The organism is Imperialibacter roseus (assembly GCF_032999765.1).
GTDB classification, from domain to species: Bacteria; Bacteroidota; Bacteroidia; order Cytophagales; family Cyclobacteriaceae; genus Imperialibacter; species Imperialibacter roseus.
This window is the reverse complement of record NZ_CP136051.1, coordinates 125875-141925: the sequence shown is the minus strand read 5'-3', so window position 1 is coordinate 141925 and position 16051 is coordinate 125875. Positions and strand designations below refer to the sequence as shown.

The window sequence follows — 16051 nt, the reverse complement described above, 5'->3', positions numbered from 1 at the left end:
GCAGTTTTTCATTTATTCACTCGCTTTGAATGCCTCAAAGCTCTGCACTTTCAGTGCCTCTACTCCTGCTTTTTCAATAGCCGAATTTAATTTCTGTAGCTCTTCGCCAGTTAAGGCAGCAAACTTCAGCTGTTCGACTTTAAAATCAGCTTCCAGCGTGGCTATTCTATCCAGGTGAGACTGTGAAGGCCTGCCTGGGTAGCGGGTGATTGTGCCGTAAATTTGACTTATCTTCTCACTGAGTCGTTCGTCCTCATTGACATAGAAATCCCCTCCGAGGAACACCAGATTGTCTTTAAATACCTGAACCGACCTGGCGTAGGCTGTTGCCTTCTTTGCCAGCTTAGGCTGGCTCCTGGCCAAATCTTCAGCTTGCTGCTGCAACTTCGAAGACACATCGTATACCCAGGCCATCTGCTCTGTCATGTCATAAAGTTTCCGCACAGTTTGCTCCTGCAGCTTTCGGTCTTCGACAGAGTGCGGCGACTTGGGGTCGTAGCCAACAGTGTAAGTAGTCTCAAACGTTTCCTTGCCCTTCGTCACCACTGCCTTATAGGTGCCGCCAGGCAGGTCAGGGCCAAATACATTACCAATCAGCGACATCCGGTTGTTGGTCGGAGCTGCCTTTGGCTTATCCATTCTGGTGGGCATGTCCACAATATTGACACCGGCCGACTTGCCAGCCGGAAGTTCCTTGATCATATCACCCGCCTCATCAAACACCTGAATGAACATTTTGCCGAATACATGTCGCTTCTGCTGAAAGTAGATAATACGAGGAGCCTCATTAGGGTTCTGCCCCACGAATTCGCCTGCTCCACCAAACCAACCACCACCAAAATCAAAGCCTGAAGTATAGGCTTGAGGACTATCAAAAAAAGTAAAAGGTTTGTCCATGACTTCCGGAGTAAGTGCCCTCAGCGCTGGCAAATCATCGATGATGATAACACCCCGGCCATGGGTTGCTAAAACCAGGGCATTGTCCCTTGGGTGAATCACCATGTCTCTGACGCCAACTTTCGGCACGTTGTTGGAGAACCTACCCCAATTTGATCCGCCGTCCACTGAAATGTAGAGCCCGAATTCAGTGCCAAGAAATATGAGATTTTGATTCACTAAATCTTCCCGCACCGACAAGGCATAGCCAGAAATATCAGGTGTTGCAAGTGAAACCCATGTTTTACCAAGATCAGCACTCTTAAACAAGTAAGGTTGTATTTCGCCCATCCGGTGGTGATCGAACGTGACATATATGGTGTTTTTATCGAAGTGACCAGGCTCCACGCTCGTACACCAGCTTTTAGCGGGCAATCCTGAGATGTTGGGAGAAACATTTGTCCATGTAGCTCCTCCATCGGTGGTTACCTGCAGGTTGCCATCATCAGTACCTACCCAAATCAGTTTTTCATCGAGCGGCGACTCGGCAATGGCATAAATCGTTGTGTTGTTTTCAGCCGCTGAGTTGTCGGTCGAAAGACCACCAGACTGCTTTTGCTGTTGACGGGTTGGGTCGTTGGTGGTCAGGTCGGGAGAAAGTCGATTCCATGATTCTCCCTTGTCTTCCGACATAAACAAGAACTGGCTACCAAAGTAAAGTCGTTTCGGGTTTGACGGGCTTTTGTGAATCGGCGCATTCCAATTGAAACGAAACTCCGCTTCGCCTACCCTTGGGTAAGGTTTGATGTCTTTGCTGTCAGCAGAGAGTAGGTTCACCCGGCTTATCTCGCCGCCCTGAGCTTCGGCATACACTACATTTTTGTCTTCTGAATCGACATGGGCAGCAAAGCCATCGCCCCCCAGCACAAACTGCCAGTCTTTGCTGGCTATACCTCCCTGACTTTTGGATGGCCCCCTCCACGAGCCATTGTCCTGAAGCCCACCATAAATATTAAAAGGCTCCTCCATATCAACGCTCACATGGTAGTATTGTGCCAGCGGCAGGTTCATGAACATTGTATAGGTATTGCCATTGTCGAGCGTTCTGTAAAGCCCGCCATCAGTGCCTGCCAAATTGAATTTTGAATCGGTAGGATGAATCCACACAGCATGGATGTCGGAGTGCATGCCGCTGTCAATGATTTTAAAGGTAGCACCGCTGTCTTCCGACATGATCAATTGCAGCCCGCATTTATAAACAATTTTTTCGTTGGAAGGAGAAACCGTCAACCTGGCAAAGTAGAAAGGCCTCACTTTATTGTTAAAGTCGCCATTGACGAGGGTAAATGATTCACCGGCGTTATCAGACCGGTAGAGTCCCTTTTCCTCTTCCCTGTCCGCCTCCACTGATAAGTAGATAATATTGCGGTTAGACGGCGCAATTTCCACTGCCAGCCTGCCCAGTGTGCCTTTAGGCAGGCCCTGGGTTACTTTAGTCCAGGTCTTGCCGCCATCGGTAGTTTTATGTAATCCACTTCCCGGCCCTCCTGATCTAAACGAATACGGCGTACGGCGGAAGTCCCACATGGCTGCATACAGTGTATTCGGATCTTCCGGATCCATTGTGAGGTCAGCACAGCCAGTTTGAGGGTTGACATAAAGCATCTTTTGCCATGTTTCTCCACCATCGGTTGTTTTATAAACCCCACGCTCTTCGTGGTCATTCCAAAGATGGCCCAGCACGCCCACATACACGGTATTTGAATTGGTGGGGTCAACAATAATATCGCTGATCCTTTCGGAGTCTTTCAGCCCCATGTTTTTCCATGAAGAACCTCCGTCAGTGGTTTTGTAGATGCCATCGCCTACCGACGCACTGTTTCTTACCCAGGTTTCGCCCGTTCCGACCCACACAGTGTCGGGGTGGTTTTGATCAATGGTCACCTTACCAATTGATTGGGTATGCTCGTCAAAAACTGATGTAAACAAAGCCCCGGCACTCTGCGATTTCCATACACCTCCTCCAGCTGCTCCGACATAAATTACTTCGGGCTTGCTGTTGACCACGTCGATATCAGAAATTCTTCCGCTCATCAGCGCCGGGCCAATGTGTCGTGCCCTGATGTCTCCAAAAAGGTCACTTGTTTTTATAGAAGACTGGGCAAATAGAGAAAACGGAGATATGACAATGGCCGCCAGAACAGGCAACCACACAGATATAAGTTTTTTCATAGAAATGGGGTTAACTGAATGCAGGAAATACAGAGGCCCGCTGGAACGCAGGCCTCAGGATATTATTTAGGAAGTGCAAACACCGAGTCGTCCAATGTGGCATTCAGGTCGTAGCTGTCTACAACTATCTGCATCACAGTTTGACCTTGAAACTTAGTCGTCATCGAAAACGGAAGCATAAAATCACCAACAGCATCGTAGTCACTCATGAAAGTTTCCACTGGCTGACCTTCAGTAGGGCCTGATTTGGCAAAAGTTCTGACCATAATAGGCACGTTATTGTCTTTATCGAAAAAGTGATACTCAATATCCCCACTTTTCTTCGTGAGCTTCACTTTAAAGCAATCAGTTCCTTCAATGTTCTCCTCTCCGTCCAATGCTACAGCGTGTCCTTTGCTTTTGTAGTCAATGAACTCATCTTCCATCTGGTTGTCTTCCATTTCTTTCACCTCTTCGGCAGTAAGCACTTTGGGCTCAGTAATTTGGGCCAGTGGATTGATCATCCATCCTTCTTTTCCGTCGTAAGCCTGAATGATCTTCTTTCCCTGAATATCAATATCCATTCTAAACTTGTTGGGGTACTTCTGCGACATAACAGCTGGGAATTCCAGGCCACCCTGCAGCATTTTACCGGTCATTTTCATGCTCTTCAGGTTTTTCCAGTTGCTAAGCCCACCTGTGATTTCGAAGTAGCTAGCCAGTATATCGTCAACATTCTGGGCCTGAGCGGTTGAAATTCCGGTGCAAGTGAGGGCCAAAATGATGACCAAATAAGATAAACGTTTCATAATTAGTTTGATTAATGGTTCAGTATATTGAATTAGTAGCCTTTAAATAAAGGATATTACAGCTCAAAAGCTATTTTTTCCGTTTATACCAACTCAACAATTTCTTACCCGCCTTAGACAAAACCCATCAGCCGCCGAGCACGGTCGCTTCGATTAAAGCGAAAAATCTACCCGATAGTAAAACAGCGGTAAAAACCCGAGTTGATATTCCCTGCGAATGGGGTCAGCAGAAGGGTCGGTTTGATCAGGTGCCCAGCTTAACTTCAGCACATTTTTGATGCCCAATATGTTGACAAGGTCCACTGCAATCTCGTGGCTTAGCTTTGGTCTGTTAATGCGGTAGTTGATGCGAATATCGGCTCGAAAATAAGGCGGAAATTGAAGTGAATTTCTTGTTTCGTCAACATAAATCACCTCTTTTTCTCTCTCCGAAGCTACAGGGTCTGCCGGACCATACCTTCTACCCCCAGCGGTGGTGATTTTGGTTCCCAGGCCAATCAAATTGTCTTTCATGATAGTCCATTCTTTTGTGAAAAGTGCGTTGACTGCATAATTCCCATTAAAGTCAGTGTCTCTTAGCACACCATCGCTGCCTTTGTATTTTGATTCAAACAGGGAAGTGGTGAGCATGAAAAAATAACCACCCGTAAAAGCCCTGTCGAGTGTAAATTCTATGCCATAATTTCTACTCTTCCCTGTGTTTACCAGGGAGTCGGGGAAGAATCGGGAAAAGCCTGCCCCCGTGTTGACCAGAGAAAAAGAGGAGCTGTTTCTCTCAACAGGAATATTAAACAAGTACTGATAATACACTTCGGTTTTGAACCGGATATTGGCAGTAACCATCTTAGCATACGAAGCCACATAATGAATGCTCTTTGTAAAGTCCATCTCCCGATTGTAAAGACCTGAAGCCCCCGGCTTGGAATAAAAATAAAGGTAGGTTGGCTGTATTTGACTATGAAGCCCTACTCCTGCATTGAGGCTCTGACCTTTTCCCATTTGCCAGGCCACCCCTGCTCTTGGTTCTATGGGTGAAAAGCTTTTGCTGAGGCTAAAGTATTGGCTATGCAGCCCCGATACCAAGCTCAGTCTGTCGTTGAACTTGTGCTTCCACTGCACATAGGGCTGAAGAAGGACAGCCTGCTCCTGCGAGTTCCACCTTGTCGTAAACTCACTGAAGTCGACTCCACTATCCTGAAGCACTCTTGCGCTGTCAAGAAAGTTGAAACTGTACAGGTCGTTGTTGAAGCCGTAAACAAGGGAGTTTTTAGCGTTCAGCTTTTGATAAAAGGTGAGAATGGCTGAATATTTTGCCTGGTTGAACTGATAGCCAAGAATCTGAGGCAGGGAATCGACAGCATAAAATCCTTCGGCATCCACATGCCTGTAGATAAAATAGTGCTGGGCATCCTGACTACCAGCAGAGGCCGCCAGCGTTGCCTTCATTAAAGTGTTGCTGCTAAGTGGCTTTGTGTAGCTGAGTCCCGTTACGCCCATTTTGGTACTGAAATACTGATCCCGGTCGTTTTCACCATACAAGTTACGCTCCGGCTTTTTCTGCTCGCTGATCAGGATATCAATGTCGCTATCCCCACCAATGCCAAAAGCTGAGATGCTCCCACCGCCTTTCAGAGGAAAATTCAAACGAAAGGCCATGTCCTGGTATTTGGGGACTGCTGATGTGCCGATATCAATTCCCAGGCTACTGAACAGCGACAAGGTGGAATACCGGTAATTAAAAAGGTAAGAAGAGGTATGCTTCTTCGAAAGTGGTCCTTCCCCGAAAACCTCCGTACCCAAAAAGCCCAGCTGCCCGCTGAATTCGTGCCTTCGGTTATTTCCATTTCTCATTCTCAGGTCAAAAACACCCGCAATGCTATTGCCATATTCGGCGGGAAAAGCCCCGGTGTAGAAATCGGAATTAGCCAGAATCTTATTGTTAATGATGCTCACCGGCCCACCGGCTGTGCCCGGAATGGAAAAATGGTTGGGGTTCGGGATATTGATGCCCTCAAGTTGCCAGAGTACACCCTGTGGGGAATTGCCTCTGATAACGATATCATTCCGTGAGTCGTCGGCACCCTGAACGCCGGCAAAGTTGGACGCCATACGGGCCGGGTCGCCCCGGCTTCCAGCATATCGGTCGGTTTCTTCTACCGTAAAAGCCCTGACGCTGACAACTGCCATGTCGTTCATTGGCTCGTTGCTTGCCGATGCCTGAATGACAACTTCCTGCAGTGCTTCCACCGACTCCTCCATTTCAACAGCAAGTGAAAGCTCTTTACCGGAAGTAACCAGGATGTTGCTGAGTGATGTCTCTTTATAGCCGATAAACGAAAACCTGAAAGAACGCCTGCCAAGCGGCACATTTCTCAAAATAAACACCCCATTCAGATCCGTGACGGTGCCTACAGCTCCAAGCGTATCCGCCAGCAAAACATTGACACCAGGAAGTGGTAGTTTGGTTTCTTTCTCAATCACTGTCCCAGTTACAGTTTGTGTAATCTGCGCTTCAGCAAGCATCACACAAAAAAGCAAAGACAGGGCGCATAGCAATTTCTTTCCCATTCAGATGGCATTAAAATAACCCTTATGCAATAATAAATGAATTTATGCGGATTAGAGCTTTGTCCTCCGGCCAATACTTGTTAGAAAAACAGCCTGTGAATTTTGAATAATCTGGATAGCTGGTTAAGAAAAAATCTCTGGGGAAAGTGAAATTTAACTACAAGCAACATAGCCATTGCAGCCAAAAAGTAAAAGATCGTCACTACCGAAATATCATAATTAGCTTCCATAATATTTTTGTTTAGTAGCCCGAAACAAAAGGTGCCGGCGGAATAGCTGATAACCTTAGATGGCGGTTTTAAAAAATAAGTGTGGGTTTAAAAAATAACCACTCCACCGGCTTCCTTTTTCGTTTGATGATATCAAAGTAAGGGAATAGCGAAATGAATGTCATCCGGTTGTGTGCTGACAGGAAAAGAATGATTTGCAAAAAATCCAACAGCAGGAGTCAGCAGGAGATAGGATTTGCATTTTTTGCAAATCCATGTCCAAATGGAGATATTAGAGGGTCGAAAACGACAATTTCAATACTTATCAGCCTTCAAACCTTGAGTGAAACACCCAACATACAAGCGTCGTTCCTTGGACAAATCCGACTGAAGCTCCCGGCCAATATCGCCTTTGCAGAAGAACTGGCCGATTTGTTAAATATCAGCAGAGACAGCGCTTACAGGAGAATTCGGGGAGAGACTCTCCTCAGCATTGAAGAAGTCACTCTGCTTTCCAATAAGTTTGGCATTTCGCTGGACGCCCTGCTGGCTCAGACGTCAGAAACTGTCATGTTCCACGTAAGGCAGGTATCCACCACGGGCTTTACTTTCGAAAAATACCTGGAAAGCATAAAAGGCAACCTGGAAACGATCAACAGTTTCCCTGATAAGGAGTTAGTGTATTGCGCCAAAGACATTCCCATCTTCTATTATTTCCCCTATCCTGAGCTGGCTGCATTTAAGATGTTTTTCTGGATGAAGACAGTGCTTCGCTACCCCGAGCTCGAAAACAAGAAGTTTTCTTCCTCCCATGTCTCGGGTGTGCTCAAGGGAATAGGTGATAAAATCTGGTCGCTTTACTCTAAGATACCCAGCACTGAAATATGGAGCGACGAAACGATCATTGTGGTGATCAAGCAGCTTCAGTTCTATCTTGAGTGCGGACTGTTCGAGGACAGCAAGTCTTACAAAGTCATTCTTGGCCAGCTCAATGATATGATAGGCAATATCAGGCATTTTGCGGAGGTAGGATCAAAATCGACTAAGCCTGGAGAACAGGGAGGGGCCTTCAGCCTCTATAAAAATGAAATTCTGATCGCCGACAATTCTATATTTTTCAAAATGAGCGACAAGCGGGTGGCATTCCTAACATACAACACTTTCAACATCCTTTCTACGTCCGACCCTTCTTTCTGCCGGTCTACTGAAGATCACCTGGCCAATTTGATCAATAAGTCTTCCCTGATCAGCAGCAGTGCTGAGAAAGAGCGAAGTAAGTTTTTCAATAGAATGGAAAAAGAAATAAGGCTGGCAGAGGAGCACTTGGAGGAATAAAAAAAGCCGTCAATTGACGGCCTTATATTTTCACATTCCAGGCTCAAGGGGCTAAACAGCGAAACTCTCTCCGCAACCACAGGTGCGGGTCGCATTGGGGTTCACAAAGTGGAATCCCTTGCCATTTAAACCGTCGCTGAAGTCAAGCGTGGTACCTATCAAATAAAGCAGGCTGCGCTTGTCGACAAGAATCTTAACTCCCTTGTCCTCGAAGATTTCATCAGTTGGTTTCAACTCTGAATCAAACTCCAGGTTGTACATCAAACCCGAGCAGCCGCCGCCCTGCACTGCCACACGGATGTTGTGGTCGTTAGTGTGTCCTTCCTTCTCACGGAATTCAACAATCTTATTTTTGGCTATGTCAGTGATACCTATGTTCATAATTTTAAGTCATTGGGTTCAAAACGCAACTGTAAACTGTCATTGTGTTCACATCTCGTCCGTAATACAATTTGTCGAGCGCATCATACATGTTTTTGGCCCGGAAGTAAGAAGTTTGAAGCTCACGCATTTCCTTGGAAACCCACTGAATGGTGTAGCTGTACTCCTTTTCACGATAGCTCTTGACATAGTCGAGCATTTTGATGAGAGCCTCTACTTTGTCAAGCCCAATCTCTGTGCGAAACAGAAACGACTGATTGTGTCGGGGGTTGACGGTAATAAGATCCAGTTTGGCCTTACCTCCCTCCAACGTAGTATACTCAAAAATCAACTCGCTGCTTTTGAGGCCAAGGTAGGTCTTTATTTCATTTTGTACCCTGGCAGCATCGGCATGCACATCGGTTCTTATTTCCATCCAAACAACAATGTTTGATACTAGCTCCTAACGCATTTTTATAGCAAGTGATCTATAAATCAGCATTACTAGAAACTTTTCCGTAAGAAGAAAAGTTTCTTCAACTTTGCAAAAGTAATCAATCGGCCATCGGTTTCAAACAACCCTCCACTTGAATGACCAACGTAGAACATATTGGAATTGCTGTAAAAAACCTCAGTGAGGGGAATGCTGTTTACGAAAAGCTTTTGGGTGTTGCTCCGTATAAGAGCGAAGAAGTGGCCTCCGAAGGTGTAATGACCTCGTTCTTCAAGGTAGGGAGTACCAAAATAGAACTGCTTGAAGGTACTAACGACCTGAGCCCCATTTCAAAGTTCATAGAAAAACGAGGAGAAGGCATTCACCACGTAGCTTTTGAAGTGAATGACATAAAAACCGAGATGGAGCGCCTTCGAAAAGAAGGGTTTGTGCTATTGAATGAAGAACCAAAAAAAGGCGCTGACAATAAGTTGGTGTGCTTTGTACACCCAAAAGGAACAAACGGTGTGTTGGTGGAGCTTTGCCAGGAAATAAGATAATTATGAGTGAACAACCCAAAAGAACAGAGCTAGCGGAGCTAGGCGAGTTTGGCCTTATCGACAGGATCAGCGATCGGTTCAAAAATAATAATGCATCAACCTTGAAGGGGATTGGCGACGATGCAGCTATCGTCAAAACGGGCGACCAAGTGATGCTTGTGTCTACTGACATGCTGATGGAAGGCATCCACTTTGACCTTTCTTACATGCCTTTGCAACACCTTGGCTACAAGGCAGTGGCGGTAAATGTGTCGGACATTGCGGCTATGAATGGTATTCCCACGCAGATCACAGTCAACATTGGGCTGAGCAACAGGTTTTCGCTTGAGGCCATCGATGCGCTTTATGAAGGCATCAGGATGGCATGTGAAAACTACAAAGTTGATTTGGTAGGCGGAGACACCACGTCATCAGCATCGGGGCTGGTAATTTCTGTTACGGCTATTGGTGAAGCTGACCCGGAAAAGGTAAGCCTGAGAAGCGGCGCCAAAAAGGGTGACATAGTATGCACCACAGGCGACCTGGCGGGTGCTTATATTGGCCTGCAAGTGCTGGAGCGGGAGAAGCAGGTTTTCAAAGCCAATCCGGGTATGCAGCCTAACCTTGGTCCTTACGATTACATTGTCAAGCGGCAGCTTAAGCCGGAAGCACGCATGGACATTATCCATGAATTGAGGGAGCTGAACATCGTACCTACTTCAATGATCGACATTTCAGACGGGCTAGCGTCGGAGCTTTTTCACCTCTGCAAGCAATCGGGGCTGGGCGCAAAAATTTATGAGGACAAACTGCCTATCGACACGCTGACCTATAACACAGCCGTAGAATTCCAGCTTGACCCCATTACCTGCGCTCTGAATGGTGGAGAGGACTATGAGCTTTTGTTCACCATTGGTCAGGAGGATTTTGAAAAGCTGAAAAACCACATGGACATCCACTTTATTGGCTATATGACTGACGCCAAAGAGGGCAGGCATTTGATTACCAAAAACAGCAATGCGGTTGAGCTAAAAGCACAAGGCTGGAAACACTTTTAGATGTTGGCATCGTTTTGTATCTTAGGTACTCTTAAATATGGAAACTTTAAAGATCGATAAAACGAAAGATTGGACTGTTGATGATTATCTCCTTTTAGGAGAGACAAATACTCCATGCCAATTAATCAATGGAGAACTGATCATGAGCCCATCACCTACCCCTTTACACCAAATTGTATTAAGCAACCTAAATGATGTTATTAAAGCTTGCAGCAAGAAGGTAGGTGGACTGGTTCTATTCTCTCCGCTCGATCTTTATATTGATAATAGAAATGTATTTCAACCTGATCTTATTTTTCTCTCAAAGAGCCAAAGTGCCTATGTAACAGAGCGGGGTATTGAAGGGCCACCTGAGCTTCTGGTCGAAGTAATATCACCCTCCAATAGCTATACGGACAGGTATGAAAAAAAGAACGCCTATCAAAAATTCGGTGTCTTAGAATACTGGATTCTAGATCCAGCCAACCAAACGTTGGAAATTTATTATTCTACAGACTGGATAAAGCCCACGCTGTACCTGGCAGGGGAAGGTGTAGTTACTTCCTCTGTACTCAAGGAGTTGAATTTTAACCTGAAGGATTTATTCTGAAGTAAGAATAAAAAGGCCGTTTCCCTGATTTGAGAAACGGCCTTTTTTTAGCCAACCAAATTTTAGCGCTTTACTCTGATTTTTTTCCTTCCACCCTGGGAGTAATGATGATGTTTCTGAATTCAATAGCTCCATGATCTCCCTGAAACATTAGCGGTCCTGGTTCAGCCTCGCTGTTATCAAGAGCACCACCGGTCATGCCGGCAATGGCCTGGTCGCTGATAATTGTTTTGCCATTGAGCACTACTGTCACCCTCCTGCCTATTAACGTGATATCGTATGACTGCCAAGTACCGGCCTTTTTCGCCACCATTTGGTTAGGTGTAATCAGGCCGTAAATGCCGCCCAGCAACCCGCTGGACGGATCCATTCCATAGCTATCTACAATCTGTACTTCGTAGCGACCCCGGAGGTACACCCCACTGTTGCTTCCTTCCGGATAACGAAACTCGAGATGCAGTTTAAAATCGTTGAATTTTTGGTCAGACACCAGGTTGGCACCTGACTTTTCACTTGTCAGTACACCAGACACCACCTTCCACTGATTTTCGCCCATGGCATGCCATCCACTCAGGTCACGACCATTGAACAGAGTGATGGGCTCGCCCCATTCGGGGTTATCTACATAAGCCAGCTTGGGAGCTCTTGTGCCTGTCCAATTGTATTTCTTTCCGTCAGTATAGCGCATGGTGCCTTTCAGTTGGCCACCCGCTAGCTGACCTTCAAAAGCCATGTCACCTTCGCCCGGCTCCCATTGCACAGGAATAGCAAAACTGAACTTCCCGTCTTTTGCCTTCACCTCAGCAATAGGCCGGGCACTACCAAAAGCATAGCAAAACCTGCCCACCAGCGTATGGTTACCTGAGTGCTCAATTTCCAGCCAGGAGCTGAGCTCTTCTCCATCCTTAGTAACCTTTAAGTTCCATCTTCCCTCAAGTGGATTGGCCTCCTGGGCGTGGGCAGTATCAATAGCTACGAGGAGCACAAGGCTCAATAGCGAAATAGTAAATTTGGATAGTTTATTCATGGTAAAGGATGTTTTAAAGTCTAATGGTACCGTTCTGTAAAAGTCGAAGTTATCGACGGAAGAGTAGAAATCAAACAAGAATGAGCTGGCAGTCACTTTCAGCCAACCATCTCTCAATGTGTAAATTCCAATTACCAACTAATAGGCTACTTAAGAGTAAGCAAATAACTGGTCAGATCAGCCAAATCTTGTTCATTTAATCCCAAAGCCTGGCCGCTCGGCATAATACTGGTCGCCATAGGCTTTTTCGATGTCACCTCTTTCGAGTCAATAACAGTTTGCTTGCCTAATATGTCTCTTAGCACAGTCGTTTCCCCTTCCGATACTAAGAATCCGAAATACGAATTGTCGTCTTTGGTTTTCACCTCCACCATGGTATAGCCAAATGCAAGGGCTGCACTGGGTTCCAAAATAGCATTGAGCAAGCCGCTTTGATCAAATTTTGACCCTATCTTGCTCAAGTCGGGGCCTATCTCCATGCCAGTGCTGCCTACTTTGTGGCAAGTGGTACATTTCTGCACAAAAAGGTCTCTTCCTTTTGAAACAACTCCTCTTAATGCGGTTATCCGCTCATAGGAAATTTCAGAAGTAGCTAATTCTTTGAAATATTCCCCGGCCATCGTTCTCACAGACTGGTCAGGATTGCTGAAGATTGTTTTGCCTGCCTCCGCCATCAAAGGCGCTGTGAGTTGGGCCGCTGATGCAAGAGCGATGAGCATTTTCCCTCCTTCGGCATCTTGAGCAAGCAAGCGGACAGCTGCCTTTTTTTCGTCCATAGTCCTTTCTTCACTGAGAATTATTGCCTTCTGATCAAGCATAACCTGACTTTGCGCAGGCAGCAGCTCTTTCTCAAATTCGTCCCAGTTCACCAGTGAAAACCAGCTGTTGGACTTTCTGTAATTGAGTAGCCACACTGCCTGCTCAGCGACTTCCTTCGTTGGCGAGTCGGCCAAATCAGCCATGAGTTTTACAGCTTCAGTGTTATTGATGTAGCTCAAAGCCACCAGCGCCTTTGATCTTTGGTCATCTGGCAGGGTAGTCGCCAGCGCCCTTTCAGCAGAGGCAGTTGCCGCCACATCAGGATGCAACCTCCAGGCTATGTTGGCAAAAGCAGGCGACCAGTTGGCTGCCACTGGATTTTGCTTTTCAAGCAGAGCCATGTACAGGTCGGGCTCTTTGCCTAGGGCCCCAATGCCCAACGCCTCTAAACAATAGGCATCTGCTCCATCGTATCGACTTGCAAGCGCCACCAGAATTTCCCGTGATCTATCCCAGGATATGTCTCTCATAGAAATGGCCACTTCTCTCAAAACTGCGAAAGAAGGGTCATCGAGAGCGATCTTTGCGTAAGTCATGATATTGCTCTCGTCCTTCTTTAAAGCTCTGTAAGCTGCTACACGAAGCGATGGAGATGGATGAGCGGTCAATATGTCTTCGACCTCTTCCACGCCCTCTTCCCCAAGTTGAGCCATCAGCCAAACAGCCCTTGCCTGAACAAATGAGTTACTGTCGCTAAGAAGCTGCTTTACTTCAGGCAATACCGATTCGCCCTGCTCAACCAATTTTACAAATCCCTGATTTCGCACGTTAATGGCCGGGCTTTTCAACGCTTCCATTTGACCAGCTGTAGTGGTCAAATCATATACAGGCCTGGGAAGTTTTTTTCCTTTGGGTGTAATCCGGTAAATCCTGCCGTAGCCTTTTTCGTCGGTCATTTGATGACCTCCTACAATGCGGTCGTACCAGTCAGCCACATAAATGGCTCCGTCCGTGCCTACCGACACATCGCTGGGTCGGAATAGCTTTGTTTCATCAGGCCCCACATCATTCCACACGTAATCTTCGGTTGATGTGCCGACCGAGGAAATTAAATCCTTTCTATCGAAAGCGTAGCCAGCCCCCGTTGGTTTGGGCTGATAGGCAAAAACCTCATTCCTCCCGGCATCGGCACTTAAGAACATGCCACGGAAAGCGTCGCCAAATGCATCTCCCTCATATATCACCACGCCAGTGGGTGCGCCTGCTCCTGTGCGGTCACCCACCGGTAGCACGCCCGGATCTTCCTGATGCCAGTGGGCAGTAAAAACCTCCTGGCCAGGTCTGCGGTCGGCCTTCCATGTCCGGCTACCATCGGCACTGAAATAACCCGCATTACTGCCCTCCATGACCCAGCTTACTCTACAGGCCACTACCTCATCATCGTTGTCGTTCTGCCACATATTGCCATAGGAGTCGATCGCCAGCTCGTAAGAGTTTCTGAAATTGTGGGCAAGTACCTCCAACCCTTTGCCATCAGGGCCAATTCGCAACGCTAAACCGCCTACCCACACTTTGCCGTCATCGCTCACCTGGGCTGGCGTATTTTCCTTGCTATGGGGTGTGCCACCTGTGTAGATGCTGCCCGACCGAAGCGCCCAACCAGTCTTGTCGGTCACATGGTGAGGTCCGGCATTCCCGGTATTGAAATACCAACTACCATCCGGGCCAGCGACAACGGAATGCAGGCTGTGATCGTGGTCCAATCCGCCAAAGCCTGTAAGAAAGACTTCCTTTTTATCTGGCTTGTCGTCTCCATCCTCATCTGTATACACAATGATATTGGGTGCGCAGGAAACAATCACTTTATTGCCAATGACGGCTATTCCCAGCGGTGCTACCAGGTCTTTGTCCTGCACAAAAACCTTGGTTTTATCGGCCTTGCCGTCTCCGTCTGTATCTTCCAGGATCACCACCCTGTCACCTTCTTCAAAGTGAAGATGCGTTGCCGGATCATTGTTGAAGTTTCTGTAGTTGACCGCCTCTGTTACCCAAATCCGACCTTTTAGGTCAACATCCATATTAGTGGGATTGTAAAACTGTGGCGACTCTGCCCACAAGGTAGACTCCCAGCCTTCCGGCAGGTATAGCTGTCCATCAGATTTCGTTTCGAAAGTGAGGGGCGTGTAGGGCTCTTCCGCTTTACGGGTATCGGTGCAGGAAAAGAAAATGACCGAAAGGACAGCTGGAAGCAGTTTGTAGGTGTTCATCGCCAAAAGTGTTGAAACATAAGATAGATCGCTTTCTTACTAAATAAAAGTGCCAGCAGAGCGAAAGCATTTTTTTTGAACAGGAAAGGTCACTCTGAGGCACTTGGGTTCTTCAGTTTAGGCGACCGTCTGCCATTTTATTTTTACCTTACTTCAAATGTTGAAAACCGTGATTTTTGATATGGTATCATCAGAGGGTGATTTTTGGGCTTCACAGCGCTGGAAAATAGTAAAGGTCGCAGGTCAGCTAATGGTATTTGCGGTGCTCCTCAGGCTCATACAGGATTACCTTCATGCTTATATAAATGATTACCACTTTTACTTCTCCGAGTCAATCCTTCATAAAGGCTTTTGGTTTGTTTTCTTTCCAGTCTCCGTTCTACAAGGCTACGTTATCGGAAAATTTTCTAACACATTTTCCGGAAAGCTAAAATTTGCTTTTCTCACTGTGTTGATCACCCTGGCCACCCTGGTACATCTTGTTTCTTTTGCATTCATCATCTCAACAGCATACTCCATTTTCCTGAATCATTCTTATTCGTTTATCAACCTGCTCAGATATGCATTTTCTGAGGATACCTATCTGTGCCTTCTCATCTATGGCATTTCAACGCTGGTGTTCAGTCGCCTGAATGCAGAGAAGCCAAAAGCACCTTCAGCACAGCGCTATTTAACCGTTGTGATGGTAGGCAGTGGTGCAAAAACAACAGCGGTGAATGTGAATGATATTTTTTATGTCAGCAGCGCAAGCCCCTACGTCGCACTTCACACTGCTACACGAAAGTTTCTTCATTCCGAGACCCTGAAAGTGCTTGGGCAGCAGCTCAATCCGGTGCAGTTTGTGCGAATCCATAAGTCTACCATTGTCAATATAAAAGAAGTCGAGTCTTATCAATCACGCCTGAACGGTGATTACGATATCACACTGAAGAATGGTGAAGTAGTACGAATGAGTAGAAATTATTCGACATCGTTCAAGAGCCTGTTCAAATAGTCCACGGGTTGGATCAA

12 protein-coding genes are annotated in these 16051 nt (G+C 46.5%); 5 read left to right on the top strand and 7 right to left on the bottom strand.

The window, feature by feature from the left end; genetic code table 11:
- Positions 1-12 precede the first annotated feature (12 nt).
- From RT717_RS00485 to RT717_RS00475, 3 genes are all read right to left on the bottom strand, one after another.
- Positions 13-3108: a WD40/YVTN/BNR-like repeat-containing protein gene (locus RT717_RS00485; RefSeq protein WP_317489783.1), complete on the bottom strand. Its 3096-nt coding sequence runs from the start codon at positions 3106-3108 to the stop codon at positions 13-15.
- A gap of 62 nt (positions 3109-3170) precedes the next feature.
- Complete coding sequence (locus RT717_RS00480) at positions 3171-3896, bottom strand: hypothetical protein (RefSeq protein WP_317489782.1); 726 nt, start codon at positions 3894-3896, stop codon at positions 3171-3173.
- 153 nt (positions 3897-4049) lie between these two features.
- The gene (locus RT717_RS00475; RefSeq protein WP_317489781.1) at positions 4050-6464 is read right to left on the bottom strand and encodes a TonB-dependent receptor; all 2415 of its coding nucleotides are present in this window, start codon (positions 6462-6464) and stop codon (positions 4050-4052) included.
- A 548-nt stretch (positions 6465-7012) separates the two neighbouring features.
- Between RT717_RS00475 and RT717_RS00470 the strand changes: the two genes are divergently transcribed.
- Entirely contained in the window at positions 7013-8008 is a 996-nt protein-coding gene (locus RT717_RS00470; protein WP_317489780.1) for a helix-turn-helix domain-containing protein, read from the top strand.
- A 51-nt stretch (positions 8009-8059) separates the two neighbouring features.
- On the opposite strand, the gene RT717_RS00465 is transcribed toward RT717_RS00470, so the two are convergent.
- Both RT717_RS00465 and RT717_RS00460 read right to left on the bottom strand, forming a co-directional pair.
- On the bottom strand, positions 8060-8389 hold the full coding sequence (locus tag RT717_RS00465; protein ID WP_151997262.1) for a HesB/IscA family protein: 330 nt from the start codon (positions 8387-8389) through the stop codon (positions 8060-8062).
- A 4-nt stretch (positions 8390-8393) separates the two neighbouring features.
- Complete coding sequence (locus RT717_RS00460; protein ID WP_151997263.1) at positions 8394-8804, bottom strand: hypothetical protein; 411 nt, start codon at positions 8802-8804, stop codon at positions 8394-8396.
- A 155-nt stretch (positions 8805-8959) separates the two neighbouring features.
- On the opposite strand from RT717_RS00460, the gene mce reads away from it, so the two are divergent.
- The 3 genes from mce to RT717_RS00445 are packed head-to-tail and all read left to right on the top strand — an operon-like array spanning position 8960 to position 10987.
- Positions 8960-9361 (top strand): methylmalonyl-CoA epimerase, encoded by a 402-nt coding sequence (gene mce / locus RT717_RS00455; protein WP_317489779.1) that lies wholly within the window; start codon positions 8960-8962, stop codon positions 9359-9361.
- Positions 9362-9363: 2 nt separating this feature from the next.
- Positions 9364-10398: a thiamine-phosphate kinase gene (gene thiL, locus RT717_RS00450; protein WP_317489778.1), complete on the top strand. Its 1035-nt coding sequence runs from the start codon at positions 9364-9366 to the stop codon at positions 10396-10398.
- 37 nt (positions 10399-10435) lie between these two features.
- Entirely contained in the window at positions 10436-10987 is a 552-nt protein-coding gene (locus RT717_RS00445) for a Uma2 family endonuclease (protein WP_317489777.1), read from the top strand.
- Positions 10988-11057: 70 nt separating this feature from the next.
- Here the strand turns inward: RT717_RS00445 and RT717_RS00440 are convergent, their stop codons facing one another.
- The gene (locus RT717_RS00440) at positions 11058-12014 is read right to left on the bottom strand and encodes a 3-keto-disaccharide hydrolase (protein WP_317489776.1); all 957 of its coding nucleotides are present in this window, start codon (positions 12012-12014) and stop codon (positions 11058-11060) included.
- A 146-nt stretch (positions 12015-12160) separates the two neighbouring features.
- Entirely contained in the window at positions 12161-15040 is a 2880-nt protein-coding gene (locus RT717_RS00435) for a PVC-type heme-binding CxxCH protein (RefSeq protein WP_317489775.1), read from the bottom strand.
- Positions 15041-15221: 181 nt separating this feature from the next.
- On the opposite strand from RT717_RS00435, the gene RT717_RS00430 reads away from it, so the two are divergent.
- The gene (locus RT717_RS00430) at positions 15222-16034 is read left to right on the top strand and encodes a LytR/AlgR family response regulator transcription factor (protein WP_317489774.1); all 813 of its coding nucleotides are present in this window, start codon (positions 15222-15224) and stop codon (positions 16032-16034) included.
- Positions 16035-16051: the final 17 nt, after the last annotated feature.

Coding starts and splice junctions, on each gene's coding strand:
- RT717_RS00485 (WP_317489783.1), bottom strand. CDS start 3,108: ATGAAAAAACTTATATCTGTGTGGTTGCCTGTTCTGGCGGCCATTGTC.
- RT717_RS00480 (WP_317489782.1), bottom strand. CDS start 3,896: ATGAAACGTTTATCTTATTTGGTCATCATTTTGGCCCTCACTTGCACC.
- RT717_RS00475 (WP_317489781.1), bottom strand. CDS start 6,464: ATGGGAAAGAAATTGCTATGCGCCCTGTCTTTGCTTTTTTGTGTGATG.
- RT717_RS00465 (WP_151997262.1), bottom strand. CDS start 8,389: ATGAACATAGGTATCACTGACATAGCCAAAAATAAGATTGTTGAATTC.
- RT717_RS00460 (WP_151997263.1), bottom strand. CDS start 8,804: ATGGAAATAAGAACCGATGTGCATGCCGATGCTGCCAGGGTACAAAAT.
- mce (WP_317489779.1), top strand. CDS start 8,960: ATGACCAACGTAGAACATATTGGAATTGCTGTAAAAAACCTCAGTGAG.
- thiL (WP_317489778.1), top strand. CDS start 9,364: ATGAGTGAACAACCCAAAAGAACAGAGCTAGCGGAGCTAGGCGAGTTT.
- RT717_RS00445 (WP_317489777.1), top strand. CDS start 10,436: ATGGAAACTTTAAAGATCGATAAAACGAAAGATTGGACTGTTGATGAT.
- RT717_RS00440 (WP_317489776.1), bottom strand. CDS start 12,014: ATGAATAAACTATCCAAATTTACTATTTCGCTATTGAGCCTTGTGCTC.
- RT717_RS00435 (WP_317489775.1), bottom strand. CDS start 15,040: ATGAACACCTACAAACTGCTTCCAGCTGTCCTTTCGGTCATTTTCTTT.
- RT717_RS00430 (WP_317489774.1), top strand. CDS start 15,222: ATGGTATCATCAGAGGGTGATTTTTGGGCTTCACAGCGCTGGAAAATA.